The sequence below is a fragment of the Nocardioides renjunii genome (genome assembly GCF_034661175.1).
GTDB classification, from domain to species: domain Bacteria; phylum Actinomycetota; class Actinomycetes; order Propionibacteriales; family Nocardioidaceae; genus Nocardioides; species Nocardioides renjunii.
In genome coordinates this window covers 431,951-458,300 of the sequence record NZ_CP141058.1, presented here as the reverse complement: position 1 = coordinate 458,300, position 26,350 = coordinate 431,951, and the positions used below count along the sequence as shown (strand labels likewise).

Genomic DNA, 26,350 nt, shown 5'->3' with positions numbered 1-26,350 from the left:
CGATAGGTACCCCGAAGGGCGGGGAGCATGCGCTGCCCGCCTGGGTCCGCGCCCCCTCAGGCGAGCAGCGTCCGTGCCACGTCGGCCGCCTGCGTCTCGGAGATGCCCGCCCGTTCGGCCGCCTCGCGCAGCAGCGCCAGGGCGTCCTCGGTGGTCACGCCGAGGTGGGCGGCCAGCAGGCCCACCGCCACGTCGAAGTGGCGCTGCTCGCGGAGGCGCTCCGGAGCGGCCTCGGCGCGTCGCAGGGTGTCGAAGCCGAGGTCGGCGTTGGTGACCGCCCCGGCCTGCCACACGCCCAAGGCGTCGACGAGCCCGTCGATGCGACCGTGGAAGGCCTGCGCGGTGGAGGCGTAGAGGTCGATGTTGAGCACGGCCCGTCCGTGCTCGACGACCGGCAGCGAGATCGTGCTCGCGATCCCGGCGAAGGCCCGCTCCCGGGCCATCTCGGCCCAGCCGCCCTCGTCGAGCGCATGGGCCTCCTCGGGTGGCGGCGCGGGTGGCGCACCCGGGGCGCCTGCGCCCGGCACCGTCGCCAGCGGGCGCGCGGCGGGGTCGACGAGCGTGAAGGTCAGGTCCTCGTCCAGCAGCGTGACGCTCAGCGCGACACACTCCGGCACGGCCCGGACGGCCCAGCCCTCGATCACGCGCAGAAGGCTCTCGACGTCATCGATCGACGGCGCGACGTACTCGTCCAGTGCTTCCCTGCTCTGTGGCAGGAGCTCCATGGCGGTCCCCCTCGACGTCCCAGTGGTCCTGCCCATCGATGGTGCTCCAGCCCGGCGGGGAACGCCACACCCGCCCGGGGGGGCGACGCATGCCACCCCTCCCTGCGGGTACCGGCCGCCATGGTTGCCGAGCTCACCTCCCCGGTCGTCGTCCTCGACCTCGACGGCACCCTCGTCGACTCCGTCTACCAGCACGTCGTCGCGTGGAAGGCTGCGCTCAACGACGTCGGCCTGCACGTGTCGGGCGTCCGGATCCACGAGGCGATCGGCATGGGCGGGGACCGGCTCGTCGCCCACGTCGCCGGTGACGCAGCCGAGGACGCGGTGGGCGACGACGTACGGGCGCTCCACGACAAGTACTTCAAGGCCACCCTGCGCACCGTCTGTGCCCTCGACGGGGCGTCCGAGCTGGCCGCCGCCTTGACCACCCGCGGCCACCGCGTCGTGCTGGCGAGCTCGTCGGAGGCCGACATCGTCGACGACCTGCTCGAGCTGGTGGACGTGCGCCGGCACCTCGACGCCGTGCTGACCGGGTCCGATGGCGTGCCGAGCAAGCCGGCCCCCGACATCGTCCACGAGGCGGCCGCCCGCGTCGGCGGGGGTCCGGCCGTCGTCGTCGGCGACGCGGTGTGGGACGCCCTCTCCGCCGAGTCGGCCGGTGCCGCGTTCGTCGGGCTGCGCAGCGGCGGCGTGGCCGCCGAGCGGCTGCTCGCCGCCGGGGCCGCCCGGGTCCACGACGGCCCCCGCGACCTGCTCGACCACCTCGACGAGGGGCCGTTGCGCGGGCGGTGAGGGGTCGGGGGTCCTCGGGTCTGGTCCCTATGGGTCTCTCGGGTCTGGAGTCACCGGATATCCGGTGACCGCCGGGACAACGCGGAAGATCCGAGCCACCAGGTGACTCGGATCTTCCACGATGATGTACGCGCGATCAGCCGGCCGGGTACGGCGACTCCGCCAGCAGCCTCGCGAGGTGGGTGGCGTTGCGGGCGAGGACCTGGGTGGTCTGCGCGGTCTTCTCGGGCGTGGGCGACATGTCCTTGTAGTCGACGGCCTGCATCGCCTCGCCGACCCAGTACGTCGTCGCCTGGGCGGGGATCGTGAAGCCGACGTCGTCGAGGGCCTGGGCGAGGTCGGCGGTCACGTGGTGCGCGCCGTCCTCGTTGCCCACGACCCCGATGCCGGCGACCTTGCCGAACATCGAGGGGCGGCCGTCGTCGTCGGTCTCGCCCAGCTCGGCGTCGAGCCGCTCGAGGACCATCTTGCACACCGAGGAGGGCTGACCGAGCCAGATGGGCGTGACCATGACGAGGATCTGGGCGGCGAGGAGCTTCTCGCGCAGCGTCGGCCACTGGTCGCCGTCGCCCTCGTCGGTGGTCACGCCGAAGCGGACGTCGTGGTCGACGACGCGCACCATCGAGCCGGCCACCCCGAGCTCCTCGAACGCCTCGAGGACCTGCGAGCCGAGCAGCTCCGCGCTGGAGTCGGCCGGCGAGGGCTTGAGCGTGCAGTTCAGGACGAGGCAGCTGAGGTCGGGCATGGACGCCCGTACCCCACCCCCCGAGCCGCATGCACCGCGCGAGGCCAACGAGCCCCGCCGGTCCCCCCTCGCACGGCGTACGGGAGGTGAGGGCCGGCGGGTCCCGCGGCTGGGTGTCGGGGCCATGACGGCAGGCCCGCGACGAAACTCGCTGTACCCCTGGGGGGCACATGCATACACCCCCGCCAGCGGACTTTTGACTACTCCTCCTCGAGCGGGGTACAAGCGAGGCACCAGTCGAGGAGGAGGAGCAGCCGATGAGCGCATCCGGTGACGCGACGACGGGGCCCTGGACGGACCCGCAGACCCACCTCGACACCGACCCGGTGAACGCGGCGCCGTCGCCCGGCCGTCGCGACGACGAGGACCGCGCGGAGGGCGCAGCGCACGCGGCGCATGCCGAGGGCGCCGAGGGCGCCGACGGCGCCGAGACGACCGAGGACGCCGGACCGGTCGAGCCCTCGTGAGCGCCGCGCCCCCCTGAGAGCGGGTCGCGCCCCGCCGAGCCGCGGTCAGCGGTGGGCGCAGACCAGCTCGGCCTTGACCGAGTCCTCGGCGCTCAGCTCGACGTCCGGGCCGCAGACGAGCTCGAGCGGGTCGGCGGCCGCCTCGACGGCGGCGAGGGCCTCGTCGAAGGCCGGTACGACGTCGCCGCACGCGTGCTCGAGGCCGACGCGGGTGAGCTCGGAGGTGGCCACGTCGCCGCTGAGGGCCAGCTCGACGGTCCACGCCGAGGAGTCCGTGCGGAGGCAGTCGACGGCCGCGTCCTGCTGGATGCTGGCGAAGTCGAAGGAGTCCGACCCGAGCTCGGCCTCGACCGCGGAGCGCCACTCGGCCAGGGCCTGGTCCTCCTCGTGCGCCACGGCCGACGCCGCGCCGGACGGGTCCTCGTCGCCGCCGGAGCAGGCGGTGAGGGCGGGGACGAGCAGGGCCAGGGCGAGGGCGAGAGCACGCATGGCGGCAGGCTAGGAGGCCCGCGGCGACGGCGTACGGCGTTTGTTACCGCTCAGTACGTGATGCTCGACTCACTGCGTACGCGCGTGGTGAGCAGCCGCGCGGCGATGACCCCGCCGACCGCGCCGAAGAGGTGCCCCTGCCACGAGACGCCGGTCTGGCCGGGCAGCACGCCGAGCAGGGCGCTGCTGTAGAGCAGGAAGACGACGACGCCGATGAGGATCTCGGTCGTGTTGCGGTTGAGGAAGCCGCGCACCACGAGGTAGACGATCCACCCGAAGACCAGGACCGAGGCGCCGGCGTGGACGCTGCCCGGCTGCGCGAAGACCCACACCCCCAGTCCGCCGACGACCCAGATGATCGCGGTGGCGAACAGCCCGCGCGCGATCCCGGTGGCCAGGGTCAGGAAGCCGAGGACGACGACCGGCACGGTGTTGCTGACCAAGTGCCCGAAGCCGAAGTGCAGCAGCGGCGCGAACGCGATGCCGACCAGGCCGTCCTCGCTGCGCGGCTGGACGCCGTACGCGTCGAGCGCGTTGCCCGATGCGGCGTCGAGGATCTCGAGCAACCAGAGCACCACGACGAAGCCGCCGGTGAGCAGCGCGGCACCCTTCCACACGGGCTCGCGGACGGTGCTGGGCATGCCGCCATGGTGACAGCCGGGGCGAAACAGACGTTGACCCACCTGGTTCAGTGTGGAATGGTGAACCTCATGGTTCAGCAAGCCGACCTCGACCGCACCTTCGCGGCACTGGCCGACCCCACCCGGCGCACGATGCTCGAGCGGCTCGGTCGGGGGTCGGCCACCGTCAGCGAGCTCGCCGAGCCGCTCGGCATCTCCCTCACCGGCGTCAAGAAGCACCTCCACGTCCTCGAGGAGGCCGGGCTGGTGTCGACCGAGAAGGTCGGGCGCTCGCGCCACTGCCGCCTCGGCACCGAGCGACTGGACGACGCGATGGCCTGGATCGGCTTCTACCAACGCCTCTGGGAGCGCCGCCTCGACGGCCTCGACGCCTGGTTCACCCTGCAGAAAGGCACGGACCGATGACCGACACGACCGACGACCTCGACCTCCGCACGTCGCGGCACCTGCCCGCCACGCCGGAGGAGGTGTTCGACGCCTACACCGACGCGGAGAAGCAGAAGGCTTGGTTCACGATCCTCGACGACGAGCCCGGCTACGTCGACATCTCGGTCGACCTGCGCGTCGGCGGCCAGCAGGTCGCGGCGTGGGGTCCCAGCGAGGACGTCGTGTTCCGCGAGACCCAGACCTTCGTCGAGATCGACCGCCCCCACCGCCTCGTCACCGACTCCGTCGGGCGCACGCCGGAGGGCGAGGAGATGGCGACCCGTATCACCGTCACCTTCGAGCCCGACGGCGACGGCACCCTGATGTCGGTGCACCAGGCCGGGTTCCCCGTGCCCGAGGTGCGCGACTTCTTTGGCGCTGAGGTGTGGAACGGCGCCTTCGCCCGCATCGCGGCCTACCTCGACCGCACCGGGAACGCGACATGAGGCGCGCCGGCGTCGTGCTGGCCGCCGTCCTCACCGCGGTCGTCGTCAACCCCGCGGCGTACGCCCTGGGGCGGCTCGCCGGCGGCGACTTCACCTTCACGCGCGAGGGCGAGGCGATGACGGTCGACGCCGTCACGGTCGCCGGCTTCTCCGCGGTCCCGCTCGGCCTCGGGCTGACGGTCGTCGCGCTGCTCGTGGGTCGGGTCCCGCGGATCGCGACCGTCGCGTCCGTCGTCGCGGCGGCGCTCGCCGTGGCCACGATCGGGCTGATGACGCTCCCGGTCGACCTCGACGCCGTCAGCACCGTCGCCCTCGCGGCGTGCCACCTGACGCTCGTGCCCATCAGCCTGGTCGCGATCCGGCGGCTCAACGCGGCCGCGGCATCCGAGGCGCACTCCCGTCCGGCAGCATCGGCGGGCACGGGCCGCCCGGCGTGGTGAGCAGCTCGAAATGCCACGGCTCGTTGGCGAAGACCTGGCAGAGGCCGTACGCCGCCCCGTGCCGGCCGACCCAGATCGCGCCGTCGGTGGGGCCGATGTCGACGGCGTCGCCGGTGACGTGCGCCGACGCGTCGGGCGTGGCGACCCAGCGGCTGGCCTCCTCAAGGCTGCCGTACTGCTCGACGGCCTCGGCCAGCAACCGCTCCTGGTGCGCGCGGCTGCGCCAGCCACTGGTGATCGTCAGGCGTACGCCGTCCCGCTCGGCGTCACGGGTCGCCCGGCGCACCGCTGCCAGCAGCTCCGGGTCCAGCCTGGCCAGCGCGGCGTCGTCGGGGGCGAGCGAGTCGACGTCCGTCCGTCCCGTCACCACCGCCTCGGCGGTGCGGAGGGCGTCCTCGCCGCCCTCCGAGGCGTAGCAGCCGAGCGTGAGCAGGGCGAGGACGAGGACGGTCAGGGTGAGCCGGGTGCGGCGGATCGTGGTCACACCAGCACGCTAGGAACGGCCGAGGGTCCGCCACCTCCCTCTGAGGTGCCGACTGGCGGCCCTCGCGGCCAGACCTCCTCCGCCCGGGGTCGAGCGACTGCTCAGGAGACGTCGGCGAACGAGTGGTGCTCGTGCGCGACCACCCACCGCTCCGCCTCGCGGCGCAGGCCGAGCGTCAGGCGCAGGCGTACGTCCGGCTTCTCGGCGAGCTGCTCGGGCGTGGCGCACAGCAGCAGCGCGTGGGCGTACGCGACGCCGTCGCCGGCGGTCACGTCGAGGTCGACGACCTCGAACACCGCTCCGGAGGCCTGCCACTCGAAGAACGGCGGCCAGGTCTCGCGGTAGGCATCGATGCCGCGGACGCCGTCGTGGGGCGGCGGCACGTCGAACATCACGATGTCGTCGGCGTGGTCGGCCAGGACGGTGTCCAGGTCGCCGCGGTGCACGGCCTCGGCCCAGCGGTGGACGAGGGCGCGGATCTGCTCGTGGTCGGTCATCGGTCGGCTCCTTCGACGGGGTTCTCTCCTCCTACAACCCGGCCCGGGCCCCGAACTCATCGGCCGTCGCCGACGAGATCCGCGGCGAGGTCCCCGCGCGTGTCCCCGGAGACCTCGTCCGGGAGCCCGAACCGCCCGAACACCTCGGGCGTCAGGAAGGAGACGACCTCGGTCACCAGGCCGCCCCGGACCCGGAGCAGGTCGAGGGCCATCGCGGCGAAGGTGCCGCGCGGCGCGTCCCACATGTAGGTGCCGAAGGCGACCTGCTCGTTGGCGCGGGTGCCGACGAAGCGCCACCGCTCGCGGAGCGGTCCCTCGAGCAGGAATCCGCGGATGGCGTCACGACCCCGGAACCACTGGGGCTCGGGTGGCATGGAGTAGTCGGCGTCCGCATCGAGCAGCCCCACGATCGCCTCGACGTCCCCCGCCTCCCATGCCCGGGCGTAGCGGTTCGCCACCCCGGCCACCTCGTCCTCGGGCCCGTCCGGCGGGGGCAGCCTGTCGGCGACCGCGACCCGCGCCCGCTGCAGCGCGCTGGTGAGCGCCGGCACGCTCGTGCCGAGGACGGCGGCGGCCTCCGCCGCGGGGAAGCCGAGGACGTCGCGCAGGAGCAGCGCCGCCCGCTGCCGTCCCGGCAGGTGCTGCACGAGCGCGACGAAGGCGAGCTGCACGGACTCCGCCGCCTCGTAGGTCGCCTCCGGGCCGACCGGGCCCAGGCCGGCGGTCGCCGGGTGGGGCTCGAGCCAGGCGACCTCGTCGAGGGCCGAGCCCGGCGACAGGTCCACCGGCAGCTCGCGGCGCCGGCGTCGCTCGATCATCGTCAGGCAGCGGTTCGTGGCGATCCGGTAGAGCCAGGCCCGCACGTTGCTGCCCGGCTCCAGCCGGTCGAAGGCCGACCAGGCGCGCACCAGCGCCTCCTGCACGGCGTCTTCCGCGTCGTGCGCCGAGCCCAGCATCCGGTAGCAGTGCACCTCGAGCTCGGCACGATGGCTCGCGACCGCAGCGTCGAAGTCGGGTGCCGGCACCGGCTCAGGCGCCGAGCCGGCGCCGGTGCAGCTCGCGGACGCGCTCGTCGTACGGCGCCACCGGTCCGTGTACCTCGATGCCGGGGGCGACGGTCCTGATCGGCAGGACGGCGACGGGCGAGGCGGGCAGGCCCCAGTCCGTACGCCACTGCGCCAGCTGGTCGGACGACGCGGCGTGGACGATCGGCCCGAGGCCGACCCACGCGTGGGCGGCGGCGCACATCGGGCAGTGCTCGCCGGAGGTGTAGACGAGGCACGAACCGCGCCGGTCCTCCGCGACGTGGGCGGCGGCCCACTGCGCGAGCTCCAGCTCGGGGTGGGCCGTGGGGTCCGCGCGCGTGACCTCGGCGTTGAGCGCCGTACGCAGGACCGTGCCGTCGGGGTCCACGAGGACCGACCCGAAGGGGAAGTCCCCCCGGTCCAGCGCCTGCTCGGCCAGCTCCAGGCAGAGCTCGAGGTGCTCGGCGGACCCGCGCAGCTCGAGCGACATGGTGCCAACCTGTCCTACCCGCGCCGGTCGGACAAGCCCTGCGAGGACGGAGGACGACGGGCTACGGCTGCCGCCGGCGTCCGTTGCGCGGCTGGCGCGCGCGGTCGTCGGCGTGGAACTCATCTCCGAGACGCTGAGGGCGGGACCGCTCAGTCGGCCGACAACCGGTAGCCGATGCCCCGGACGTTCTCGACGCGGTCCGGCGCCCCGGCAGCGCCGAGCCGCTCCCGGATCCGGCCGATCGCGGTGGGGAGCACCATCGGTGAGCCCGGCCAGTCGCTGCCCCAGACCTCGTCCATCAGCGCGGCGCGCGTCACGACCCGGCCGTGGTGGGCGACCAGCAGCGCGAGGACGTCGTACTCCCGCCCGGCGTTGACGATCTCGCGGCCGGCGAAGGTGATCTGGTGCTCGGCGACCTCGAGCGACCGCGCGGGTGGCGCGTCCGCCGCCGGCTCGTCGTACGAGCGGTGGATCCGCCGCAGCACGGAGCGCACGCGCGACTGCAGCTCGGCGACCGAACAGGGCTTGGCGAGGTAGTCGTCCGCGCCGGCATCGAGCCCGGCGACGACGTCGCCCTCCCCGCCGCGGGCGGTCACCATGATCAGGCCGCCGTCGAAGCCGCCGTCGCGCAGCACGCCGCAGACCTCGATGCCGTCCATGTCGGGGAGCATCAGGTCGAGGATCACCATGTCGGTGTCGGTGTCACCGACGTGGGCGATGGCGTCGCGGCCGCGCCCGACGACCGTCGCGTCGAAGCCCGCGGTCGTGAGCAGGCTCGCCAGCGGGACGGCGACGTCCTCGTCGTCCTCGACCACCAGAACGTGAGGCATGCCCGGATCCTAGGGAGGCGTCGAGCACGCGCCGGCCACCACAGCGCAACAGCAGATCCACCACTGGCGCGGTGTGTGCGACGTCGCGTCGGAGCGCGGGGTCAGCGGGGGTCAGCGGGTGTCAGCCGGGTCAGCCGGGTCAGCCGCCGAAGCGCCACTCCAGCATCGAGCGGTAGTGCTGCCCGGGCTCGAGCGTCGCCGTCGGCCACTCGGGACGGTTCGGCGAGTCGGGGTAGAGCTGCGGCTCGAGCGCGATGCCGTCGCCCTGGCGGTAGAGCGCGCCGCTGGTCGAGCGGCGCGTGCCCTCGAGGAAGTTGCCGGTGTAGACCTGCAGGCCGGGCTGGTCGCTCCACACCTCGAGGGTCGTGCGCGTGCGCGGCGAGGTGAGCACCGCGGCCCGCCGGAGTCCGTCGCCGCGCAGGACGTAGTTGTGGTCGATGCCCCGGGCGTCGAGGAGCTGGGGATGCTCGGTGCGGAGCACCGGCCCCAGGACCGTCGGCTCGCGCAGGTCGAAGGGCGTGCCGGCGACGGGGGCGTGCCCGCCGGTCGGGATCCCGGTGGCGTCGACCGGCGTGAACTCGTCGGCCTCGACCAGCAGCTCGTGGTGGTCGATCGTGCCGGCGCCCTCGCCGTCGAGGTGGAAGTAGGCGTGGTTGGTCAGGTTGACCACGGTGGTGGTGTCGGTCGTCGCCTCCATCGTGACCACGACGGTGTCGCCGTCGACGCGGTAGGACGCGGTCGCCGTCACGGTCCCGGGGAAGCCCTGGTCGCCGTCCGGGCTGGTCATCGTCAGCACCACCTCGTCGGCGGTGTGCGACACCACGTCCCACAGCCGGGCGTCGAACCCGTCGGGGCCACCGTGGAGGCTGTGGCCGCGGTCGTGGGTGCCGACCCGCACCTCGCGGCCGTCCAGGACGAAGCGTCCCGCGGCGATGCGGTTGGCGTAGCGCCCGATGGTCCCGCCGACGTAGTCGCTGCTCGCCAACCGCTCCGCCACGTCGGCGTGGCCGAGGACGACGTTGCGCCGCTCGCCGTCGCCGCACGCCACCGTGAGCCGGTGGACGGTGGCGCCGAGCGTCAGCACCTCCACCACCGGGCCGGGCTCGGAGCCGATCGTCAGGAGTCGTACGTCGCGCCCGTCGGGCACCTGTCCGAAGACACTGTCTCTCGTCACGGGACCATCCTCGCGCCTCGCCCGGGGCGTCGGTGGAGCCGGTCGGTCGGAGACGCGACGAGCGCTGACCGAGCCCGGGATGATCGTGGAAGGTTCGAGTCACCTGCTGACCCGGATCTTCCGCGTTGCTGGACTCACCGAGATCCGGGGACTCCGAACCCGAGCGCACCAGCGTCGTCGACGGCACCCGCTGGAGCTCAGCCCTCCAGCAGGTCGAGGTCGCGCACGCAGAACCCGTGGTGCGCCCACTCCTCGTTGAGCACCACGTGCAGGCACTGGAGCACCGTCCTCCCGGCCGCGTAGGGCGGCCACCCCGGGCCCTCCGGCACCGGCGCGGGCGCCGACAGCTCCGCGGTCGTCACGACCGCCAGCCACCGCTCCAGCTCGGCGGCCTGCTCCTCGCGGACGGCCAGCACCTCGTCGAGGTCGGGCGCGGCCGCCGGGTCCAAGCCCTGCTCCTCCTGGTCCGGCACGAAGTCCGTCGCCAACCCGTCGGCGGTGAACGGTTGCGTCGACCCGAGGCAGCAACGCCGGAACCACGAGTCGTGGACGAACACCAGGTGCCGCAGCGTCTCCACCGACGACCACTCCCCGCCGACGCGTCGGTGCTCCATCCCCTCGTCCATGCCGCGCAGCCGCGCGACCGTCGCCGCCCAGCCGGTCCGCAGCTGACGCTGCGCCTCCCGCAGGTCAGCGGGGTCGGCCGACCGCATCAGCGTCCGCACGGGATGGCGTCGGTCGAGCTCGGCCTCGACGTACGCCGTCACCTCGACGCCGTTGACCACCAGGTTGGTGACCAGCCCGTCGATGACGGCGTCCTGCATCACCACCCCGACGAGGCGCGCCCCCGTGAGGTCGCACTCGCGGAACTCGGCGTTGGTCAGGTCCTCGTCCTCGAATCTCGCCATGCCGGCCAGCATGCACCGGCACACCGACAGGCAGCGCCGATCAAGGCGTGGCGTCGTCCTTGGGCCTGTCGGCGAACCACTGCTCGAGCTCCCGCAGCGTCTCCGGGTCGAGCGCCTCCTCCGGGTCCGCCACGATGTCGCGCTGCATGCGCTCGCGCGCGGCGGCGTACAGCGGCGGGCTCAGGGCGTACGGCAGGTTGCGGACGTACCAGCGGGGGAAGGTCTGCGCGCCCCACCGCTGCAGGGTGCGGGCGATCAGCCCGGGCCGACCTCGCCGGACCCAGAAGCCGACCGCCTGGCCGAGGACGAAGGCGACCCCCAGAGCGGCCGCCATGACGAACAGCGTGCTCGCGATCTCGTCGCTGGCGAAGTTGTCCACGACGGCGAACAGGCCCCCGTAGTAGACCGGCACCAGCACCTCCACCTGGTCCACGTAGGGACTGACCTGCTCCGCCCGGTCGGCCAGGTCGCGGAGGGACTCGATGTCGGGCTTCGACCCCCACGCCGCACGGACGTGGCCGAGCGCGTCCTGGCTCCTGTCGAAGGCGTTGAACGGGCTGATGCCGTCGAAGGACCCGAGCGCCGCATCGACCTCGTCGGACGTCGTCTCGATGTCGCGCAGCGTCTCCGAGCTCCGGGCGGCCGCGTCCTCGAGCTCCGCCTGAGGGGGCGTGTTCTCGTTGACGTAGTCGAGGGCGGCCTGGATCTCCTGCCGGTGCTCCACGACGTACTCCGCCGCTCGATAGCGGTCCACGAGGTTGGGCACCGCGGCGAGCGCGTCCTGACCCTTGCCGCCGACGGTCTCGGCGTCGCTCACGGCGACGCTCAGCGCCGCGCCCGCGCCGTACGCCTTGATGCCGAGCTCGACGAGCGAGCCGATCACCAGTCGTCCGAGCTCGAGCCTGCGTCGCAGCGACGAGACGTCCGGGCCAGGGCTCACAGGGTTCCTCCACAGTGGTCGACGAGCGGGCGGGACCGCCCTGTACCCCGTCGCACGCCGGGGCGCGCTGTAGTTTCTAAGGGACCGACGAGGAGGCCGCATGCCCGGACCGCAGCACGACCCGAGCGCCCCGACCGGTGGAGACGGCTCGACCGGTCCCGGGACGAACTGGGCAGGCAACCACACCTACACGGCCGGGCGCTACGTCCGTGCGGGCTCGCTCGAGGAGGCGCAGGAGGTCATCCGCGACTCGAGCAGGGTGCGCCTGCTCGGGACCCGCCACTCCTTCAACGCCCTGTGCGACACCGAGGGCACGCTGCTCGACCTGACGGGTCTGGCCGCCGAGCCCGTGCTCGACCTCGAGCGCGGGACGGTCCGCGTCGCCGGCGGTACGCCGTACAACGACGTCGCGGCCCATCTGCAGTCCCACGGCTGGGCGCTCGCCAACATGGGCTCGCTCCCCCACATCTCGGTGGCCGGCGCCACCTCGACCGGCACGCACGGGTCGGGCGCGACCAACCGCATCCTCGGTGCCGGCGTCAGCTGCCTCGAGCTGATCGGCCCGGACGGCGAACTGCGCACGATCTCGCGTGGTGAGCCGGACTTCGACGGCTCCGTCGTCGCGCTCGGCGCCGTCGGCGCCGTCGTGTCGCTCGACCTCGACGTCGAGCCGACGTACGACGTGCGGCAGGACCTCTACGCCCACCTGCGCTGGAACGAGGTGGTCGAGCGGATCGACGAGGTCCTCGGGTCGGCCTACAGCGTCAGCGTCTTCGGCCGGTGGAACGACGAGGACCCGACCGAGGTGCTCGCGAAGACCCGCATGACCGACGACCGCGGGCCCGGAGACTGGATCGGCGGGATCGAGGCCGTCCCGGCTGACACCGCGTCGCTCACCCTCGGGGCGGGCGACCACATCACGGTGCGCGGCACCCCCGGACCGTGGTCGGAGCGGCTGCCCCACTTCCGCGGCGACCGGCAGCCCAGCTTCGGCGCGGAGATCCAGTCGGAGTGGTTCGTCCCCGCCGAGTCGGCGGAGGGCGCGCTGCGTGCGGTCACCGACCTCGCCGCCACGACCAGCGGCGAGCTGGCCGACCTGCTCATCGTGACCGAGATACGCGCCATCGGCGCCGACGACCTGTGGCTCTCACCGGCCCAGGGCCGCGAGACCGTCGCGCTGCACTTCACCTGGAAGCGCGAGCCCGAGGCCGTGCTCGCCATGGTCCGACGCGTCGAGGACGCGCTCGAACCGTACGCCGCCCGGCCGCACTGGGGGAAGGTGTACGACCGTCTCGACCCTGCGAATCACCCGCGCCTCGCGGACTTCCGGGCGTTGGTGGAGCGGGTGGATCCGGCGGGGACGTTCCGCAATCCGATGGTCGAGCGGGTGCTGGGAATCCGCTAACGACCGCGTTCCGTCGCCCGATCCGCTCGGGCATGTGCGTCGCCCACTTCGCCGCGTGCTGCTCAACTCTCGAATGACGCCATATGCCGCTCCCGGCACCAGCACGCTGGTGAACGGAACCCGAGCTGTTTCAGAACCCTGTGGCGCGAGCCCCACTCAGCGTCGGAGGCACCGAGGTCTGCTCTCCTTCGTGCGTTGAGGCACAAACTTCTCATGGCGCAGCTGCGTGTCGCGGCGGACAATTCGTGCATGCCGGCCATTGACCACGTCCTCGGGCGTCCCGAACCGACCAGGCATGCAGACGTGGACCCGCCCCCGAACCCCGGCGTGGTCATTTACTGGCGCGACGGGTGCCCGTTCACGGCACGCCTCCGCTTCGCCGTGCGCCACCATCGGGACAGGGCTGCGTGGGTGAACATTTGGGAGGACCCTGACGGGGCGGCATTCGTCCGGACCACTAATGCCGGCGGACACGAGACGGTTCCGACCGTGCTCATCGACGGAATCGCACACACGAACCCTGACCCCCGCCTTGTGCTGGAGGCGCTTCGGCGAGCTCCCCTCGAATGATCACGGCCACGCCCGGTCAGCCAACACATAGGTCACCTCGCGAAGAGGCCTGCATCTGAGTCTGCGACGTCGAGGCTCCACCGAACACATGCGTCTCACTTCCACGTGACTGCGCAGCTCGGATATCCGGACATGCCGAGATGCGTGTAGCCGACTCCCGAGCAAGATCCGGACTGTTCGTCTCGTAGCCTTCAGACCGTGGCCACGACACCCCTCGGACAGTTCCGCGTCGAGATGCCCGACGGCCTGAGTCGGAACGCCGACGGCGCAGCTAGTGGACCTCGAGCCTGTGCAGGTCGGCTCCGAGGGCGGGATGACCGTGGCTTGGACAGAACCGACGCCGTCGGCGGAGCCGCTCTACGACGGCGACACCCGCCGCATGACCGTGTTCTCCATCGATGAGGAAAACAAGGTCGTGCAGTCTTGGCGGGTTGGGATTCCGGCGTACCTCGCCACGGAGCGCATGTGTCCCTGAGGCTTTTGTCTGCGGCGGTGCCTCTTGAGTCGTACCGCCGCCTTCCGGGCGGTCGCACTTAGTTGCCGGCAGATCCGCCCGCACTAGCTCACAGCGGCTCGCGCGATGGGGGGTGATTCGACGGAGAGTGTTGAGCGGCATGGGCGTAGGCCACGGCCAACTCCGTGCGCGACCGGAGCCCGCGCTTGCGGAACACGTTGCCGAGGTGCCGTTCGACCGTCCTGGGACTCAGGAACAGCGCGGCCGCGATCTCCTTGTTGGAGAGCCCCTGGGCCGTCAGGATGGCCACCCGCGTCTCCTGGGACGTCAGCGGTGGGTTGTCGGCGTCGGGGCGTCGACGAGCCGTCGCGCCGGTCGCGGCCAGTTCTCGTTCGGCGACGGCGAGCCAGTGCGTGAGGTCCATCGAGGCGAACGCGTCGCGTGCTGATGCGAGGTGCTCACGCGCGGCGATCCGGTGACCCGTCCGGCGGAGCCGGCCGCCGTAGAGCAGCCGGGTGCGGGCTGTCTCGAATGGGTCTCCGGCTTGCGCGTGTGCCGCCAGCGCGGCTGCGGCCATGGCGTCGGCTGTGGCCTCGTCGCTGGCCGTCAACGTCTGGCACCGTCTGGCCAGAGCGACTGACAGCGCGGGAGACGCGGGCCCGACGACGTCGACGAACCGCACGGCGAGGGATCGCGCGTCGTCCATTCGGCCCAGCCCGAGATACGCCTCCACCAGCAGCGGCGCCACGCCGAGCGGTTCACCGCTGGCCCCGACGCCGCCGTCCGCATCGATGCGCGCTTCCAGGACGGTCACGACCTCGTTGAGGTCACCGCGGCACAGTGCGCAGAACGCCGCCGTAATGGCGTGGTGGGCTGCATGGACGGTGGTGCCGGCTCGGTCGGTCAGCTCACGCGCACGGGCGAGCATCGTTGTCGCGTTGTCGTGCGACCCGCGAGCAGCTGACTGCCAGGCCAGCATCTCCACTGCCACGGACGCGTCGGCGGCGTAGCCGAGGTGCTCAGCCAGCTCCGCCGCCTCGCCGGCGTCCGCGAACGCGCCCGCGTGGTCGCCAACCCAGGCCCGTCCCGCCGCGAGGATCGCCAAGCAGGGGACGAGGACGCCGATTGCTCCGCGGCGGCGTACCTCGTCGAGCCGGGGCGCGCCCACCGCGACCGCCCGAGCCACCTGTCCGGTGAAGCCGGCGGCCAGCGCCATCAGCATCAGCGCCCGCGCGTCGTGGCGTAGTGCGGGTCGGTCCGCCAAGTGCCGCACTACGTCGAGGCGGGCCGCACCGGCCTGGAGTTCACCCGCCATGAGGAGCGCCGCGCCGCTGCAGAACGCGGCCATCAGCTGCTGCTCAGCATCGTCCGGGTCGGCCACTTCCTCGATGCGATGGCTGCACCCGGCCATCCCCGAGAGGTCGCTGAGACGGAACCGCGCGATCGCCAGTTCTGTCAGGGCCCGGATCAGCGGTGGTCCTGCCAAGAGGTACGAGGCCTCGTCGAGGTGCTCGACCGCCCGGGGCACGGATCCGGCGTACTGCTCCAGCATTCCGAGGGTGAACAAGGCTTCGCCGCGTGAGCGGTCCCGGACTCCGTCGTCCAGGACCCGAGCGACCAGGGCGCGGACGCGACCGACGTCGCCAGCGTTGAAGGCGTCGTGGGCGGCGAGGGCCAGGCGTGCGCGTGCCAGCTCCGGCTCGGGCGTCAGATCGGAGGCGCGCTCCATCGCCCGCGCTGCTGCGGCGAACCCCAGGCGCTCGCGGTCGCTCGCCGCGACCGCCGCCAGCTCGTCGGCACGTCGCGGGTCCGTGCCCACTGCGGCCTCTGCAAGGTGCCAGACCCGCGCTCGGTCGTTCGCTGGCAGCACCCGAGCCAGCGCAGCGCGGGCTTCGCGCCGCTCGTCGGTGGAGGCGAGCTCGAGCACGGCGCTGCGGAGCAGCGGATGCCGAAATCGGTACGCCGAGCGGTCCTGGACGACGACCTCGAGCCGACACGCCTCCTGGACGGACTCGTGGACGTCGATGCCGGCGGCGCCAAGTGCGGCGTGCATCGCGTCGGCGGCTGCGGGCCCGTCTCCGGCCAGTGCAAGGTGCAGCACGGTCGTGCGCGCAGGTGCCGAAAGCTCCTTGAGGGTCGCGCGGAAGTGCTCCCGCAGCCGGTCGCCGGATGGAACCGGGTCTGGGAGCTCGGCGGCTCCCAGCCACTGGGCGGCGTCGAGCCGCGCTGCCACCTCGACCAATGCCAGCGGGTTGCCTTGCGTCGCCTTCACCAAGCGCTCGACCACCCGTGGCGCAGCACGCGCCGGCAGGAGCATCGCCGCCGCTGACGCTGAGAGGCCGGGCAGCGCTAGCACGGGAAGCTGCTGGCCGAGCTCGGCCGTGCTGCCACCGCCTCGTGCCGTCAGTAGGAACGCCACCGGGTCCGGCCCGAGTCGCCGCGCTGCGAACGCGATGGCGGACGCCGACTCCGGGTCCAGCCACTGCCAGTCGTCCACGAGCACCAGGACGGGCCGGTGCCGGGCTGCCGCAGCCAAGAGCGACAGAGTGGCTGCACCTAGGAGGAACGCGCCCGCGGTCGTCTCCCCGCTCGTCCACCCCAAGGCTGACCCGAGCGCCGCCGCCTGGTGATCCGTGAGGTCGGCAACCCGATCCTGCACGGGGTTCAGCAGACCAAGCAGTCCGCCGTACGGCAGGGTCGACTCAGCCTCGATGCCGCGTGCCTCCAGGCAGGTGAAGGCGCTCGCCCGCGCCCGACCGGCTTGCAGCAGAGTCGTCTTGCCCACCCCGGGCTCGCCCACCATGAGCAGTGCCTGACTACGTCCTGCAGCCGCATCGCTCAGCAGGGCTTCGATGCGCTCTAGCTCGCGTTCCCGACCGAGCAAGGCGGCTGAACTGGGGGATTTGCCGGACGCGACGTAGGAGCCTCCGGTGCGAGCTTGGACCGGAGAAGTTCCCAACGGAGGAGGCCACGATGGGGACATCACCCACGATCCTAGAGTCACTCAGGAGCGCGCTCACCAAACCGAACTGGGCGTACTCCATTTGGTACTTCCCGATCTTCGTGCGCTCGGCACCACGACGCCCGACGGGCACCACCACCAAGTCGGAGCGGTCCGGTGCCTGAGCTAACCGGTGTCGACCACGCGAGTCTGTCAGTGAGCGACCTCGACCGCAGCGAGCACTTCTACACCAGCGTGCTGGGCCTGATCCGACTCGCCGACTTCGCCACGGTACGGATCCTCCTGCACCGACCGACGTCGTTCCTGCTCGCGCTCGTACGCCACGAAGGTGCGCCCGGCGACCGGTTCACCGAGCTGAACACCGGCTTGGACCACCTCGGCTTCTCAGTGAGCTCGCGCGACCAGCTGATGGCATGGGAGCGCCGGCTCGACGACCTGGGGGTTGAGTACACACCCATTCGCGACATGGAGTTCGGGGCACACCTGAACTTCCGGGACCCCGACCACATCGCGCTCGAGCTCAGCACCTCCAACTCCACCCTCACCGGCTGGTTCGACGAGCTGCGCGAGCGAGACATCCCGCAGAAGGAGATCGACGCCCGCCTCGCGGAGTACCTGGCCCTCCAGCGATCGGCAGCCGGCACGCCGGGTCCGTGACGGTCGTGCAGGCACGTGACCCACGCGGCCGTCCGGCACATCGCGACCTCATCCCCATGCACCAACTCTGCCGCAGCGATTGCGTCACTCCGCCGCCTGTCGGGGTCATTCGGATGTGCCGAGATTCGGATGGTCGGTGAGGACCATTCTCGAGGCACTCAGGTGTTGGCTTCGGATGTCAGCCGAGCAAGAACTTGCGTGCTTGGGTGGCCACGGCGTCGGGGTGTACCCAGAATGCCGAGTGGTCGTGGTCGGCGAGCGTGAGGATGGTGACGTTAGGTAGCAGGTTCGCTAGTGCCTGGGCGCCCTCGCAGATGAAGCTCTCACCTAGGCCGCCGACGGCCACCCCGACGGGGGCCTCGATGGTCCAGCGGTCGGTGGGCAGCGGCCTACCATCCTGAAGGCCGCGGAGGATCTGTCCGTCGTAGGCGTAGGTGTGGGCGTAGCGCATCATCTGGTCCCAGGACGGGTCCTGCTTCATCATGGGGATGTACTCGGCCGGTACGCCGACCATCTGTGTCATGAAGTGCTCGACGGCTTCGCTGCGCTTCCCGTTTGCGACGAGGGCGGCCTGCTGCTCGGGGTAGTCGGTTGGTGCGGCTGGACGGGAGTCCGAGACGATGAACGGTGGCTCGTAGAGGTACAGGCCGGTGACCTTGTCGCCGAGCGCGGACGCCGCGTCGAGCGCGAGCGCGCAGCCGCCTGACCCGCTCGTCAGTGCGGCCGAGCCTCCGGCCACCTCGATGAGGGCTGCGAGATCGTCGATCTCCCGGCGGGGGTTGTAGGGCTGGGGGTTGCCGCTGGCGCCTCGGCCTCGGCGGTCGTAGGTGATGACAGTGAAGTCTTTCGCGAGCGCCTCAGCGATGCCGGCGACGCCTGAGCGGTCCTCGGCGACGTTGCTAATGACGATGATGGCGGGGCCGATTCCGGACTTGTCGTAGGCGATGGTGGTGCCGTCGGCAGACGTGAGCGTCGCAGTGGCTGTCGCGGCTGCCGTCGTGGCGGGGAGAGTGCGAGTCATAGTGCTGTCTCCTGTGGGTGCGGTGGTGGGTGTCGATGATGCGGTGGTGTCGTTGACCGCCGCGTCGCCTAGGAGGAGGGCAAGTCGGTCGAGTGCTTCGGCGTATCCCTGGCCCATCTGGAGCTCGACGGCCCGCTGAAGCGCGCGGGCGTCGGGGAAGTTGGCCGTGACCTCGACGGTGCAGCCGGCCAGGATTGGCGTGAACGTGACGGTGGTGGGGAACACGTCGAGACCTTGGGCTGCCCAGGTTTCGTCGACGAACGAGTCGTCGTAGGCGAGGCGGGTGTCGCGCTCGACCTGGGTGTAGGTGGCGATGCTGCGGACCGGGTCGGCGGAGCCGTCATCGGGAGCGATCTCGAAGCGCCAGCGGCCTTCCGGGTGAACATTCATCTCATGGACGGTGGCCGACCATCCCTGCGGTCCCCACCACGTGGCGATCGCGTCGGCGTCGGTCCACGCCCACCACGCGCGCTCGACGCCGGCGGCGTAGGACCGGGTGATGCGCAGGGTGTGGGCGGCCTCATCGATGGCGATGCCGTTGCTGCTGTGTGTGGACATGGTCATGCCTCTCGCTCGTCGGCGTGGTGCTGGTTGGTGGGTCCGTCGGTGAGTTGGTTGGCGGGTCGGTCGTCGGGGGCCTCGAGGAAGGAGCCGAGGCGGTCCATGCGCTCCGACCACAGCAGCGCGAAGCCCTGCGCCCAGTCGCTCACGTCGCGCATCGCCTCGGGCTGGAGGCGATAGATGCGTTGCTGGGCTTGCTTCGTGGCGGTGACAACGCCGGCGTCAGCCAGCAGCCGGAGGTGACGTGACACCTGCGGCTGGCCCAGATCGAGCGCGTCGACAATGGCTCCTACGGACCGGGGGCCGTCTCGCAACAGAGCGACTATCCGGAACCTGTTGGGCTCCGCGATGGCGGAGAGTCGGTGCTGAATGGAGTCGTTCACGCGGACAAAGATACACCACAATGCATATATGGACAAGCACATGTACCGCGGGATGCTCCATCGGCGGCTGCTCGCTCGTCAACCGGAACCGTTAACGCCCGCGCGGTGACTCGCCCCGGCGACGATGTCGTTGCAAGGCTCATCGGACCGCCGACCGGAGACCTGCGAAGCTTGTTGCGCGGAGAAACGCGACGTCGCGAGGTCACGGGCCCTGCTAACCCGTCCGGATCTGGCGCGATAAGTGCGTCTTATCGCCGCGAACGCGCGTCCTGTGGTTAAACGTCGCGACGACAGCCCAAGGGGCTGCTCGCGCCGCGGGCGCCGGTCGGTGGCGGCGCGCTCAGCCGCTCGCTGCCTGGATCATGAGGAAGGCCAGCATGTAGCTGCGTGAGCTCCCCTGGTCGATGGCGTTGCCTGGCAGGGCCCGTGCCTGCTCGAGGGCGGAGGCGGCTTCGGATGCGCCCGCGAGCCCCGCGTACATGAGCGCGTAGTCGCTGAGGGGTCCGTCGCCTGCCTCCTCGACGTTGGCCGTGATCCGGTCGGGATCCTCGGCCAGGTAGCCGGACGACGGGCTCATCGGGATCAGCTGGATGCCGAGGATCGCCGATGGCTCGGGGGAGAACCACGTCGCGTAGTCGCGCTTGCCGCCCCAGTTGATGCCGATGGCAGTGTGCTCGAACCCGTCGTAGACAGGCTCGCTCGTGTCGAAGTTTGTCCAGTACGTGGTGGCGGCATGGGCCTCCGAGCCCAGCATCCACTCGGCCTGGCGTTCCAGGTCCTCGTCACCCGCAGCCCGTGCCCAGAGGAGCAGGCCGGCCCAGGCCGTGACGGCCTCCGAGGACGACTCCTGGTTGTTGCCGTCGGCGAAGTCGCTAGTCCCGGACGCCCACGAGTGCGAGGCGTAGACGTCGAAGGGCCGCCACTTCGGTGTGGTGCCGGTGTCGGCGCCTCCTGCGATGTCGGCGGCAAGGAGGGTCATCACCGGTGCCAGCTCGTCCACGAGCGACGGATCGGCCTCGCTCACCACGGCTGCTGCATAGAGGAAGTAGCCGTAGTGGAAGTGGTGGTCGTTGAGAAGTTCAGACCCGAATGCTGCCGTCTGCCCCATGACACCCTTCCACGCCGGGTCGTAGCCGAAGCAGCGCTCGGAGCGCTCGAGGCAGCCGTCAGGCTGCGTCCAGGTGCGCAGGAGCTCGACCAGCTGCGCGCGCGCCTCTCGCGCAGGCGCCTCGGCGCCGACCTGCTCGGCGATCGTCATCAGCTGGGAGGTGCGGTAGAGCCACTTCCCGCCGAAGTAGGTGTCGGCCGGCGCGTCCGGGAGGTCGTCGACGTCGCGGGCGACCTGCGCGGCGAGCTCCTCACGGTCGTCGTTGGAGAGGCCCGAGAGGTCGAGCGCCCCATCAGCGCGCACCCTGGGCGCGGACCAGGTCAGCGTCGAACCGGCGCACAACGTGAGGCTGCCGTAGACCGAGGGGAAGGTGCCCAGCCGGCAGGCACCGTCGACCGCACCGGACTGGTGGGGCATCACCGCGACGGCGCTCGTCCCGTCCGCCTCGTAGGTGATCGTGGTGGTGACCTCGTCCGCGCCGACGCTGTACGACGACGTGGTGCCGGTAAGAGGCACCGCGTGCTCCGCCATGGCGTCGAGGTCGCCTTCCTCTGGGACCGGGAACAGCACGATGCTGTCGCCGCGGCCGAGGCTGAAGGTGTCGCCGTCGAGCTCTGCTCCGTCGAGGCGCATTCCCCAGGGACCGGAAGCGGTCTCGGCGGTCACGACGGCTCCGGACCCCGCGAAATCCGTTGAGGTGGTCAGGGTCTCGTCAGCGACGGCCACGTGGGTGACGTAGGGAGAGCCCTGGGCGATGGTCGTACGACCCAGCGGCCGATCGTCGGCGTCGCGGGTCTCGAGCGTGACGGAGGCGTCATCGTAGGCCGCGACCACGGTGGTCGCGGCGTCCCCCACCTCGACGGACACGTCCTGCTGATGGCTCCCGACGATGGCGGTCTCGCTCGTGACGACCTGCGGGAGACCCGCGCCGAAGGAGGTGTCGTCCATGCTGAACGCCAGCGGCAGCGGGAACACGGGCTGAGGCTCCTCGCCGAACACCAGACCGGAGAACCAGCGGTTCGTCGGGGGCGTGAGCCCATCGGCCAGTCGCATCTCGGGCAGGGGGGCCAGGGACAGCTCGGGGAGTGCGGCGACGAGCGGCTCGATCTCGGATGCTGGCAGCGGTGCCGAGTCGCCACCGGGCGGCGAAGCGGACCCGGACCCGGAGCGGGACGGGGGGGCGGTGGCGTCACCGAGGTCGCTGCTGCACGCGGACAGAGCCACGGCTGTCGCGACCACGGCGGTGGTGAGGCGCCTCACCGGATCCCGACCCGCTGCAGGAACTGGAGCAGGGTGTCGGTGGGCCCGGCGAGCAGCCCGTCGTCGTGGAGCGTCAGCGTGACCGTGACCGGTGAGCCCGGTTGTGAGAAGGCGGCGTACTGCTGCGACCGGAGCTCCGGCACGTCGACGCGGACGGTCGCGAGGGCCACGCCGTCGGCGGTCTCGACGCTGATCGCGCTGACCTTGCCGCGCAAGGTGTCGCGGTTGGGCAGCTCGACGTCGGCGCGGCCGCCGACCCGGATGCGGGCGTAGTCGACGGGTTGCAGTCGGAACTGTGCCTCGACGAACTGGGTGGACTCCTGCGTGATCACGGCAATCGTCTCGCCACCGGGGAGGTAGCCGCCCTGGCGGGTCTCGAAGTCCTCCAGCGTCCCGTCCGCCGACGCGAGGTAGGTGACCAAGCCAGTGTCCAGCTCCACCTCATAGGCGGCCGTGGAGACGGGCTCGAGCCCGTTGGCGAGGTCCTTCTGCAGTGAGAAGCTCGACACGGTGAACAGCCGGTCGCCCTCGTTGACGTCGGCGCCGGGCTCGACGAGCTGGTCGACCATGATCCCGCCGTAGTCGGACCCCACCTGGTACTGGACCGCTTGGACGGTGGCGTTGCTGCTGAAAGCCTGACGCTCGCGCTGATTCACCACGAGGGTCAGCGCCGCACAGATGGCCAGCACGACCAGCATGCCGAGCAGGAGTCTCAATCGGTTTCCCCAGGTCATGCTGCTGCCTCCTCGGGCGTGGACGGATGGTGCCGGGACGACGGGACGGCGTCTAGGGGGTGGGTCTCGGCTCGCCTCAGGCTCTTGCGGGAGCGACGCGCCGAGCGGGCCTCGCCCCACGCGACGACGAGGAAGGCGGCGAGGATCAGCGTGTTCGTGATGTTCCACGCGGCACCCAGGGTCACCACGCCCTGTCGCTGCACCTGCCAGACGGCCACCACCGAGGTGACGAGCAGGAACGTGAACGCCAGCACCTGCGGGATGATGAAGTTGAAGGGGGACGCCGCTGCCTTCGTCGTCCCAGTGACGTGCCACTTCTGCTCACGCAGAAAGAGCGCGTTGAAGAAGGCGCGGAGGTAGATGGGGAACGAGACTGCCGCCAGCATCAGGACCTCCCAGCGGAAGCTGCCAAGCGTGGCGAAGGCCAACAGGATCTGCATCAGGTAGAAGCCGGCGTAGACGGCGAACCACTGCCAGACACCCACGCTGAGGTCAACGGGGTGGAGGTCGAGGTAGATCTCCATGGGCGGGACGAGGAGCAGCAGCCCGGGCGCTATACCGGTCAGGTAGTGCGTGGCGGTGGTGGCGTACATGATGCGCTGGTCCATGGTCAGGTGCCGTCGCCTCGAGAACGGGTTGCTGCGCAGGAGGATCTCGAAGCCGCCGGTCGCCCACCTCAGCTGCTGCTTGGAGTAGGCCTCGATGCTGTCCGGCGCATCGCCCACGGCCAGGGTGCGACTGAGGAAGATGCTGCGCCAGCCCCGCTCGTGCAGCTTGAGGGAGGTCCACACGTCCTCCGATTTGGAGTCGGTGTAGATGCCGCCGATCTCGTGCACTGCCGCACGACGGAACATGACGTTGGTGCCGACGCAGAAGGCCGCGTTGAAGTGGTTGCGACCCGGCTGGATGAAGCGGTAGAAGACGGTCTGCATGTAGCCGGCTCCCCGCGCGATCATCGTGTGGAGGTTGCCGTAGGTCTGCGGAGTCTGGACGAAGGCGACGGACTCGTCGGTGAAGAAGGGCAGCACCTCCTCGATGAACTCGGGACGCGGGACGAAGTCGGCGTCGAAGACGCAGAAGAAGTCGCCCTTGGCCTGCGTGAGGGCGTGGTTGATGTTGCCCGCCTTGGCGCCCGCGCTGCCGACGCGTCGCAGGTAGTAGCAACCGAGCTCGTTGGCGAGCGTTCGCATGTCGTCGGAGCTGCCGTCGTCCAGCAGCCAGGTGCGGTGGGGTCCGCGGATGGCGAGGGCGGCCTGGACCGTGCGTCGTACGACCTCGACGGGCTCGCCGTAGACGGTGATGAAGACCTCGACGCCGACCACGGCACCGTCGAGCGACAACGCCCGGTCGGGCTCGGGCCCGTCGTACAGGCGCTCCTTGGTGGTCCAGTACTGGAAGGAGCGGGGGTCCTTCGTGGCCGACAGCATCGTCCACATCGCCAGCAGCGCGTGGGCGACGAGGACGCCTTCCGCCACCAGGACCAGCAGCCACGGCAGCAGGTCGCCACGGTAGGCCGGATCGAGGAGGAACCGTGCGTAGATCAGCACCCCGGCCGTCGCCATCGCGGTGATGACGATGAGCAGGGGTGAGTACGCCAACCGGGTCGATAACCGGCGGTCGGCCGGGCTCTGCCGGGTCACGCGCGCGATGTCGTCCGTGTCCATCTGGTCCCTTCGGCGGTACACCGGACCGTCATCGACGGTTGGTGCTCCCCGCGGGCCCCGATAGCCACGGCTCGGATGTCGAGGGCAGGTGGCGCATCCCGACGAAAATTGGGTACCCCTCCTCTAGGGAACTATCCATCGTCTCGGGAAGCACCCGGCGCCCATCGCCGTGGAGGACCACGATGTGTGACGTAACCCTCGAAATTGCCAGGTGTCCCAGCGCGCGGGCACCGAAGTGAGGACACCATGGCCGACATCCGGTTCGCGAACGTCACGTGCTGCTACGCCGGAGCCCACGAACCTGCCGTGTCGGGGCTCGACCTGACAGTCACCGACGGCGAGCTGCTCGCGCTGTATGGCCCACCGGCGTCCGGCAAGTCGACGGTGCTGAGGATCCTGACGGGCCTGGTTCCCGTGACGAGCGGACGCGTGCTCGTTGGGGGAAGGGAGCTGGCCGACCCTTCCGTGGGGCCGATGGTGCTCGTGTTCCAGAACTACGCCCTCCAACCCAGCCTCACCGTGCTGGAGAACATCGGGCTTCCGCTCGCGCTGCAGCGCGTGGGCAAGAAGGACGTGGCGCAGCGGGCGAGCGACGCGGCGGACCGGGTCGACCTCACCGGTGTCCTTCGGCGCCGTGGCGGCACCCTGACCACGGGACAACGGATCCGTGTGGCCCTGGCGCGCGCCCTCGTGCAGAACCCCGCCGCCCTGCTCCTCGATGAGCCGCTGGCCAACCTGCAGCCCAGTCTCCGGAGCGAGGTGGCCGAGCTCGTGACGTCGGCCCAGCAAAGCCTCGGGATCACCACGGTGTACGTGACCGAGGACCCGCAGGAGGCGGTCGCCATCGGCGACCGCGTGGCGCTCCTCGAGGCAGGGGTGCTCCGCGAAGTGGCCGCACCGGCGGACCTCGACGCTCCGGGCCGCGGTCAGCGGGTCAGGCGTGGAACACAGGACGCGTAGGTGTGGTTCAGCTGCCACGGCGGGCAGCGCCTCGAGCATGACGTCCGGGTTGTCGCGCGCTTTCCGTCTTCCGCCCGTAACTCGAGGTGGCGAGACGTTGGACCGGCCGGAAGGCTGCCCGGCGCACCCACAGCCCCAGCACCATCAGGCTGCGTTGGCGATCCTCACGGTCATTCCGCCGCAAGTGACTCACCGGTTCGTGCCGAGGACCAGGAGAGCCGCCACCAGGTTGTTGACCTCAAGCTTGCGGAACACGTTCTCTACGTGCTTGTCCACAGTGCGCGGAGAACAGCCCAGCGCGCGAGCAGTGCTGTATCGCGTACGCCCCTTTCCCAGCATTGCTATCACCCGGGACTCACACTCGGTCAGCGGGTGGCCGTTGTGCGGTCGCACGCCGAGGCAACGTCGCTCCGCGGCCAGGAACATTCGCTGCACCCAGAACGCGTTGGTCCGGTCCTCATCCGAATAGCGGCCTCCCGCTCGTCCAAGCACGAAGCAGCGGAAGTCGGCGCCCTCCCCACAAGTCGGGATGACGAGCTGCTCAGAGATGCCGAACTCGGCGCGTAGCAGCGAGTAAGCCATCGATGATCGCCATTCCGTACCTGAGCACACGTCTGCTGGCGTCAGGATGTCCATCGATGCCGTCTTGGCGTAGTGGTTCGCCAAGGGATGTGTATCCCCGTACTCCCGCATCAGGTCCTCTGCTCTCCCATTCAGAGTCGACATCGGCCACAGGTGCGTACACACGGAGCCGCCTGCTCCAAGCACATGCCACCCGACCGCGTCGGACCTCAAAACGCGGGCGACGGCTGGCAGGCCGTGTGCGTAGGGGACGTCCCGGCCCGGTGCCATCTGCTGCAGAAGGTCGAGCAGTTCGTCCGCGGCCCCGCTTGACACCCTGTACTCACCCAGAGTCATCGGCTTCTCCCCTAGATCACCGACCGCACGCCTAGGTGTTTGAGCGTATGGCGAGCGTGGACCCATGCGCCACAGACTTCCCACAACAACGCATGCATGGGTTTGCGGAGCAGTCTGGCCAGCGGACCCGCACATGGAACGCGAGATGCGGGCCGCCAGGCCCAGTTGATTGTC

The 26,350-nt window shown here is 70.9% G+C and carries 28 protein-coding genes and 1 pseudogene; 9 read left to right on the top strand and 20 right to left on the bottom strand.

Annotated features, from left to right (window positions below):
* Positions 1-56: 56 nt before the first annotated feature.
* Complete coding sequence (locus SHK17_RS02090; protein ID WP_322425148.1) at positions 57-725, bottom strand: ANTAR domain-containing protein; 669 nt, start codon at positions 723-725, stop codon at positions 57-59.
* A gap of 120 nt (positions 726-845) precedes the next feature.
* Here SHK17_RS02090 and SHK17_RS02085 point away from each other — a divergent pair, with 120 nt between their 5' ends.
* Positions 846-1,517, top strand: coding sequence for an HAD family hydrolase (locus tag SHK17_RS02085; RefSeq protein ID WP_322920917.1), 672 nt, complete (start codon positions 846-848; stop codon positions 1,515-1,517).
* A 136-nt stretch (positions 1,518-1,653) separates the two neighbouring features.
* On the opposite strand, the gene SHK17_RS02080 is transcribed toward SHK17_RS02085, so the two are convergent.
* The gene (locus tag SHK17_RS02080) at positions 1,654-2,262 is read right to left on the bottom strand and encodes a flavodoxin family protein (protein ID WP_322920916.1); all 609 of its coding nucleotides are present in this window, start codon (positions 2,260-2,262) and stop codon (positions 1,654-1,656) included.
* A gap of 257 nt (positions 2,263-2,519) precedes the next feature.
* Here SHK17_RS02080 and SHK17_RS02075 point away from each other — a divergent pair, with 257 nt between their 5' ends.
* Entirely contained in the window at positions 2,520-2,729 is a 210-nt protein-coding gene (locus SHK17_RS02075; RefSeq protein WP_322920915.1) for a hypothetical protein, read from the top strand.
* A 45-nt stretch (positions 2,730-2,774) separates the two neighbouring features.
* On the opposite strand, the gene SHK17_RS02070 is transcribed toward SHK17_RS02075, so the two are convergent.
* Positions 2,775-3,218, bottom strand: a complete 444-nt coding sequence (locus SHK17_RS02070) for a hypothetical protein (protein WP_322920914.1) — start codon at positions 3,216-3,218, stop codon at positions 2,775-2,777.
* Between the two features lie 50 nt (positions 3,219-3,268).
* Positions 3,269-3,859, bottom strand: coding sequence for a rhomboid family intramembrane serine protease (locus SHK17_RS02065; protein WP_172269284.1), 591 nt, complete (start codon positions 3,857-3,859; stop codon positions 3,269-3,271).
* 69 nt (positions 3,860-3,928) lie between these two features.
* Here SHK17_RS02065 and SHK17_RS02060 point away from each other — a divergent pair, with 69 nt between their 5' ends.
* From SHK17_RS02060 to SHK17_RS02050, 3 genes are read left to right on the top strand one after another with little or no spacing between them, the layout of a single operon-like run.
* A complete protein-coding gene (locus SHK17_RS02060; protein WP_322425155.1) occupies positions 3,929-4,264 on the top strand; it encodes an ArsR/SmtB family transcription factor in 336 nt (111 codons plus the stop codon).
* Positions 4,261-4,731 carry an SRPBCC family protein gene (locus SHK17_RS02055; protein WP_322920913.1) on the top strand — a complete coding sequence of 157 codons (471 nt, stop codon included), beginning with the start codon at positions 4,261-4,263 and terminating at the stop codon, positions 4,729-4,731. Before SHK17_RS02060 ends, SHK17_RS02055 begins: the two co-directional genes overlap by 4 nt.
* A complete protein-coding gene (locus SHK17_RS02050; RefSeq protein WP_322920912.1) occupies positions 4,728-5,171 on the top strand; it encodes a DUF6069 family protein in 444 nt (147 codons plus the stop codon). The genes SHK17_RS02055 and SHK17_RS02050 overlap by 4 nt, the downstream gene beginning before the upstream one ends.
* Here SHK17_RS02050 and SHK17_RS02045 read toward each other — a convergent pair.
* The 8 genes from SHK17_RS02045 to SHK17_RS02010 form a co-directional block, all read right to left on the bottom strand.
* On the bottom strand, positions 5,098-5,655 hold the full coding sequence (locus SHK17_RS02045; RefSeq protein ID WP_322920911.1) for a M15 family metallopeptidase: 558 nt from the start codon (positions 5,653-5,655) through the stop codon (positions 5,098-5,100). The genes SHK17_RS02050 and SHK17_RS02045 overlap by 74 nt on opposite strands.
* A gap of 101 nt (positions 5,656-5,756) precedes the next feature.
* Positions 5,757-6,152, bottom strand: a complete 396-nt coding sequence (locus tag SHK17_RS02040; protein ID WP_322920910.1) for a YybH family protein — start codon at positions 6,150-6,152, stop codon at positions 5,757-5,759.
* Positions 6,153-6,208: 56 nt separating this feature from the next.
* Positions 6,209-7,177, bottom strand: a complete 969-nt coding sequence (locus SHK17_RS02035) for an RNA polymerase subunit sigma-70 (protein ID WP_322920909.1) — start codon at positions 7,175-7,177, stop codon at positions 6,209-6,211.
* 4 nt (positions 7,178-7,181) lie between these two features.
* Positions 7,182-7,667 (bottom strand): nucleoside deaminase, encoded by a 486-nt coding sequence (locus tag SHK17_RS02030; protein ID WP_322920908.1) that lies wholly within the window; start codon positions 7,665-7,667, stop codon positions 7,182-7,184.
* 149 nt (positions 7,668-7,816) lie between these two features.
* On the bottom strand, positions 7,817-8,497 hold the full coding sequence (locus SHK17_RS02025) for a response regulator transcription factor (protein WP_322920907.1): 681 nt from the start codon (positions 8,495-8,497) through the stop codon (positions 7,817-7,819).
* Between the two features lie 139 nt (positions 8,498-8,636).
* Positions 8,637-9,671 carry an aldose epimerase family protein gene (locus SHK17_RS02020; RefSeq protein ID WP_322920906.1) on the bottom strand — a complete coding sequence of 345 codons (1,035 nt, stop codon included), beginning with the start codon at positions 9,669-9,671 and terminating at the stop codon, positions 8,637-8,639.
* A 197-nt stretch (positions 9,672-9,868) separates the two neighbouring features.
* The gene (locus SHK17_RS02015) at positions 9,869-10,579 is read right to left on the bottom strand and encodes a DinB family protein (RefSeq protein WP_322920905.1); all 711 of its coding nucleotides are present in this window, start codon (positions 10,577-10,579) and stop codon (positions 9,869-9,871) included.
* A 40-nt stretch (positions 10,580-10,619) separates the two neighbouring features.
* Positions 10,620-11,519 (bottom strand): hypothetical protein, encoded by a 900-nt coding sequence (locus SHK17_RS02010; protein WP_322920904.1) that lies wholly within the window; start codon positions 11,517-11,519, stop codon positions 10,620-10,622.
* A gap of 100 nt (positions 11,520-11,619) precedes the next feature.
* On the opposite strand from SHK17_RS02010, the gene SHK17_RS02005 reads away from it, so the two are divergent.
* On the top strand, positions 11,620-12,924 hold the full coding sequence (locus tag SHK17_RS02005; RefSeq protein WP_322920903.1) for a D-arabinono-1,4-lactone oxidase: 1,305 nt from the start codon (positions 11,620-11,622) through the stop codon (positions 12,922-12,924).
* A 213-nt stretch (positions 12,925-13,137) separates the two neighbouring features.
* The gene (locus SHK17_RS21155; protein ID WP_405030389.1) at positions 13,138-13,494 is read left to right on the top strand and encodes a glutaredoxin domain-containing protein; all 357 of its coding nucleotides are present in this window, start codon (positions 13,138-13,140) and stop codon (positions 13,492-13,494) included.
* 563 nt (positions 13,495-14,057) lie between these two features.
* Here SHK17_RS21155 and SHK17_RS02000 read toward each other — a convergent pair.
* Positions 14,058-16,931 carry a helix-turn-helix transcriptional regulator gene (locus tag SHK17_RS02000; protein WP_322922002.1) on the bottom strand — a complete coding sequence of 958 codons (2,874 nt, stop codon included), beginning with the start codon at positions 16,929-16,931 and terminating at the stop codon, positions 14,058-14,060.
* A 135-nt stretch (positions 16,932-17,066) separates the two neighbouring features.
* Here SHK17_RS02000 and SHK17_RS01995 point away from each other — a divergent pair, with 135 nt between their 5' ends.
* Positions 17,067-17,567, top strand: a complete 501-nt coding sequence (locus tag SHK17_RS01995; RefSeq protein ID WP_322920902.1) for a VOC family protein — start codon at positions 17,067-17,069, stop codon at positions 17,565-17,567.
* 178 nt (positions 17,568-17,745) lie between these two features.
* Here the strand turns inward: SHK17_RS01995 and SHK17_RS01990 are convergent, their stop codons facing one another.
* The 6 genes and pseudogenes from SHK17_RS01990 to SHK17_RS01970 all read right to left on the bottom strand — a co-directional run bounded on the left by SHK17_RS01990 (position 17,746) and on the right by SHK17_RS01970 (position 24,298).
* On the bottom strand, positions 17,746-19,152 hold the full coding sequence (locus SHK17_RS01990; RefSeq protein ID WP_322920901.1) for an alpha/beta fold hydrolase: 1,407 nt from the start codon (positions 19,150-19,152) through the stop codon (positions 17,746-17,748).
* The gene (locus SHK17_RS01985) at positions 19,149-19,307 is read right to left on the bottom strand and encodes a hypothetical protein (RefSeq protein ID WP_322920900.1); all 159 of its coding nucleotides are present in this window, start codon (positions 19,305-19,307) and stop codon (positions 19,149-19,151) included. Before SHK17_RS01985 ends, SHK17_RS01990 begins: the two co-directional genes overlap by 4 nt.
* Positions 19,308-19,574: pseudogene (locus SHK17_RS21150) on the bottom strand (ArsR/SmtB family transcription factor); the annotation flags it as partial. It lies immediately after the preceding gene.
* 298 nt (positions 19,575-19,872) lie between these two features.
* The gene (locus tag SHK17_RS01980; protein WP_322920899.1) at positions 19,873-21,864 is read right to left on the bottom strand and encodes a glycosyl hydrolase; all 1,992 of its coding nucleotides are present in this window, start codon (positions 21,862-21,864) and stop codon (positions 19,873-19,875) included.
* Between the two features lie 32 nt (positions 21,865-21,896).
* Positions 21,897-22,634 (bottom strand): HlyD family secretion protein, encoded by a 738-nt coding sequence (locus SHK17_RS01975; RefSeq protein WP_322920898.1) that lies wholly within the window; start codon positions 22,632-22,634, stop codon positions 21,897-21,899.
* On the bottom strand, positions 22,631-24,298 hold the full coding sequence (locus SHK17_RS01970) for a glycosyltransferase family 2 protein (RefSeq protein WP_322425173.1): 1,668 nt from the start codon (positions 24,296-24,298) through the stop codon (positions 22,631-22,633). Before SHK17_RS01970 ends, SHK17_RS01975 begins: the two co-directional genes overlap by 4 nt.
* Positions 24,299-24,544: 246 nt before the next feature.
* On the opposite strand from SHK17_RS01970, the gene SHK17_RS01965 reads away from it, so the two are divergent.
* The gene (locus SHK17_RS01965) at positions 24,545-25,258 is read left to right on the top strand and encodes an ABC transporter ATP-binding protein (RefSeq protein ID WP_322425174.1); all 714 of its coding nucleotides are present in this window, start codon (positions 24,545-24,547) and stop codon (positions 25,256-25,258) included.
* 189 nt (positions 25,259-25,447) lie between these two features.
* On the opposite strand, the gene SHK17_RS01960 is transcribed toward SHK17_RS01965, so the two are convergent.
* On the bottom strand, positions 25,448-26,176 hold the full coding sequence (locus SHK17_RS01960) for a helix-turn-helix transcriptional regulator (protein WP_322425175.1): 729 nt from the start codon (positions 26,174-26,176) through the stop codon (positions 25,448-25,450).
* Positions 26,177-26,350: the final 174 nt, after the last annotated feature.

Bases quoted from the DNA above. Each gene is read 5' to 3' on its own strand.
- SHK17_RS02090 (WP_322425148.1), bottom strand. From the start codon at position 725: ATGGAGCTCCTGCCACAGAGCAGGGAAGCACTGGACGAGTACGTCGCG.
- SHK17_RS02085 (WP_322920917.1), top strand. From the start codon at position 846: ATGGTTGCCGAGCTCACCTCCCCGGTCGTCGTCCTCGACCTCGACGGC.
- SHK17_RS02080 (WP_322920916.1), bottom strand. From the start codon at position 2,262: ATGCCCGACCTCAGCTGCCTCGTCCTGAACTGCACGCTCAAGCCCTCG.
- SHK17_RS02075 (WP_322920915.1), top strand. From the start codon at position 2,520: ATGAGCGCATCCGGTGACGCGACGACGGGGCCCTGGACGGACCCGCAG.
- SHK17_RS02070 (WP_322920914.1), bottom strand. From the start codon at position 3,218: ATGCGTGCTCTCGCCCTCGCCCTGGCCCTGCTCGTCCCCGCCCTCACC.
- SHK17_RS02065 (WP_172269284.1), bottom strand. From the start codon at position 3,859: ATGCCCAGCACCGTCCGCGAGCCCGTGTGGAAGGGTGCCGCGCTGCTC.
- SHK17_RS02060 (WP_322425155.1), top strand. From the start codon at position 3,929: ATGGTTCAGCAAGCCGACCTCGACCGCACCTTCGCGGCACTGGCCGAC.
- SHK17_RS02055 (WP_322920913.1), top strand. From the start codon at position 4,261: ATGACCGACACGACCGACGACCTCGACCTCCGCACGTCGCGGCACCTG.
- SHK17_RS02050 (WP_322920912.1), top strand. From the start codon at position 4,728: ATGAGGCGCGCCGGCGTCGTGCTGGCCGCCGTCCTCACCGCGGTCGTC.
- SHK17_RS02040 (WP_322920910.1), bottom strand. From the start codon at position 6,152: ATGACCGACCACGAGCAGATCCGCGCCCTCGTCCACCGCTGGGCCGAG.
- SHK17_RS02030 (WP_322920908.1), bottom strand. From the start codon at position 7,667: ATGTCGCTCGAGCTGCGCGGGTCCGCCGAGCACCTCGAGCTCTGCCTG.
- SHK17_RS02025 (WP_322920907.1), bottom strand. From the start codon at position 8,497: ATGCCTCACGTTCTGGTGGTCGAGGACGACGAGGACGTCGCCGTCCCG.
- SHK17_RS02015 (WP_322920905.1), bottom strand. From the start codon at position 10,579: ATGGCGAGATTCGAGGACGAGGACCTGACCAACGCCGAGTTCCGCGAG.
- SHK17_RS02005 (WP_322920903.1), top strand. From the start codon at position 11,620: ATGCCCGGACCGCAGCACGACCCGAGCGCCCCGACCGGTGGAGACGGC.
- SHK17_RS21155 (WP_405030389.1), top strand. From the start codon at position 13,138: ATGGCGCAGCTGCGTGTCGCGGCGGACAATTCGTGCATGCCGGCCATT.
- SHK17_RS02000 (WP_322922002.1), bottom strand. From the start codon at position 16,931: ATGTCCCCATCGTGGCCTCCTCCGTTGGGAACTTCTCCGGTCCAAGCT.
- SHK17_RS01990 (WP_322920901.1), bottom strand. From the start codon at position 19,152: ATGACCATGTCCACACACAGCAGCAACGGCATCGCCATCGATGAGGCC.
- SHK17_RS01985 (WP_322920900.1), bottom strand. From the start codon at position 19,307: ATGCGCGACGTGAGCGACTGGGCGCAGGGCTTCGCGCTGCTGTGGTCG.
- SHK17_RS01975 (WP_322920898.1), bottom strand. From the start codon at position 22,634: ATGACCTGGGGAAACCGATTGAGACTCCTGCTCGGCATGCTGGTCGTG.
- SHK17_RS01970 (WP_322425173.1), bottom strand. From the start codon at position 24,298: ATGGACACGGACGACATCGCGCGCGTGACCCGGCAGAGCCCGGCCGAC.
- SHK17_RS01965 (WP_322425174.1), top strand. From the start codon at position 24,545: ATGGCCGACATCCGGTTCGCGAACGTCACGTGCTGCTACGCCGGAGCC.
- SHK17_RS01960 (WP_322425175.1), bottom strand. From the start codon at position 26,176: ATGACTCTGGGTGAGTACAGGGTGTCAAGCGGGGCCGCGGACGAACTG.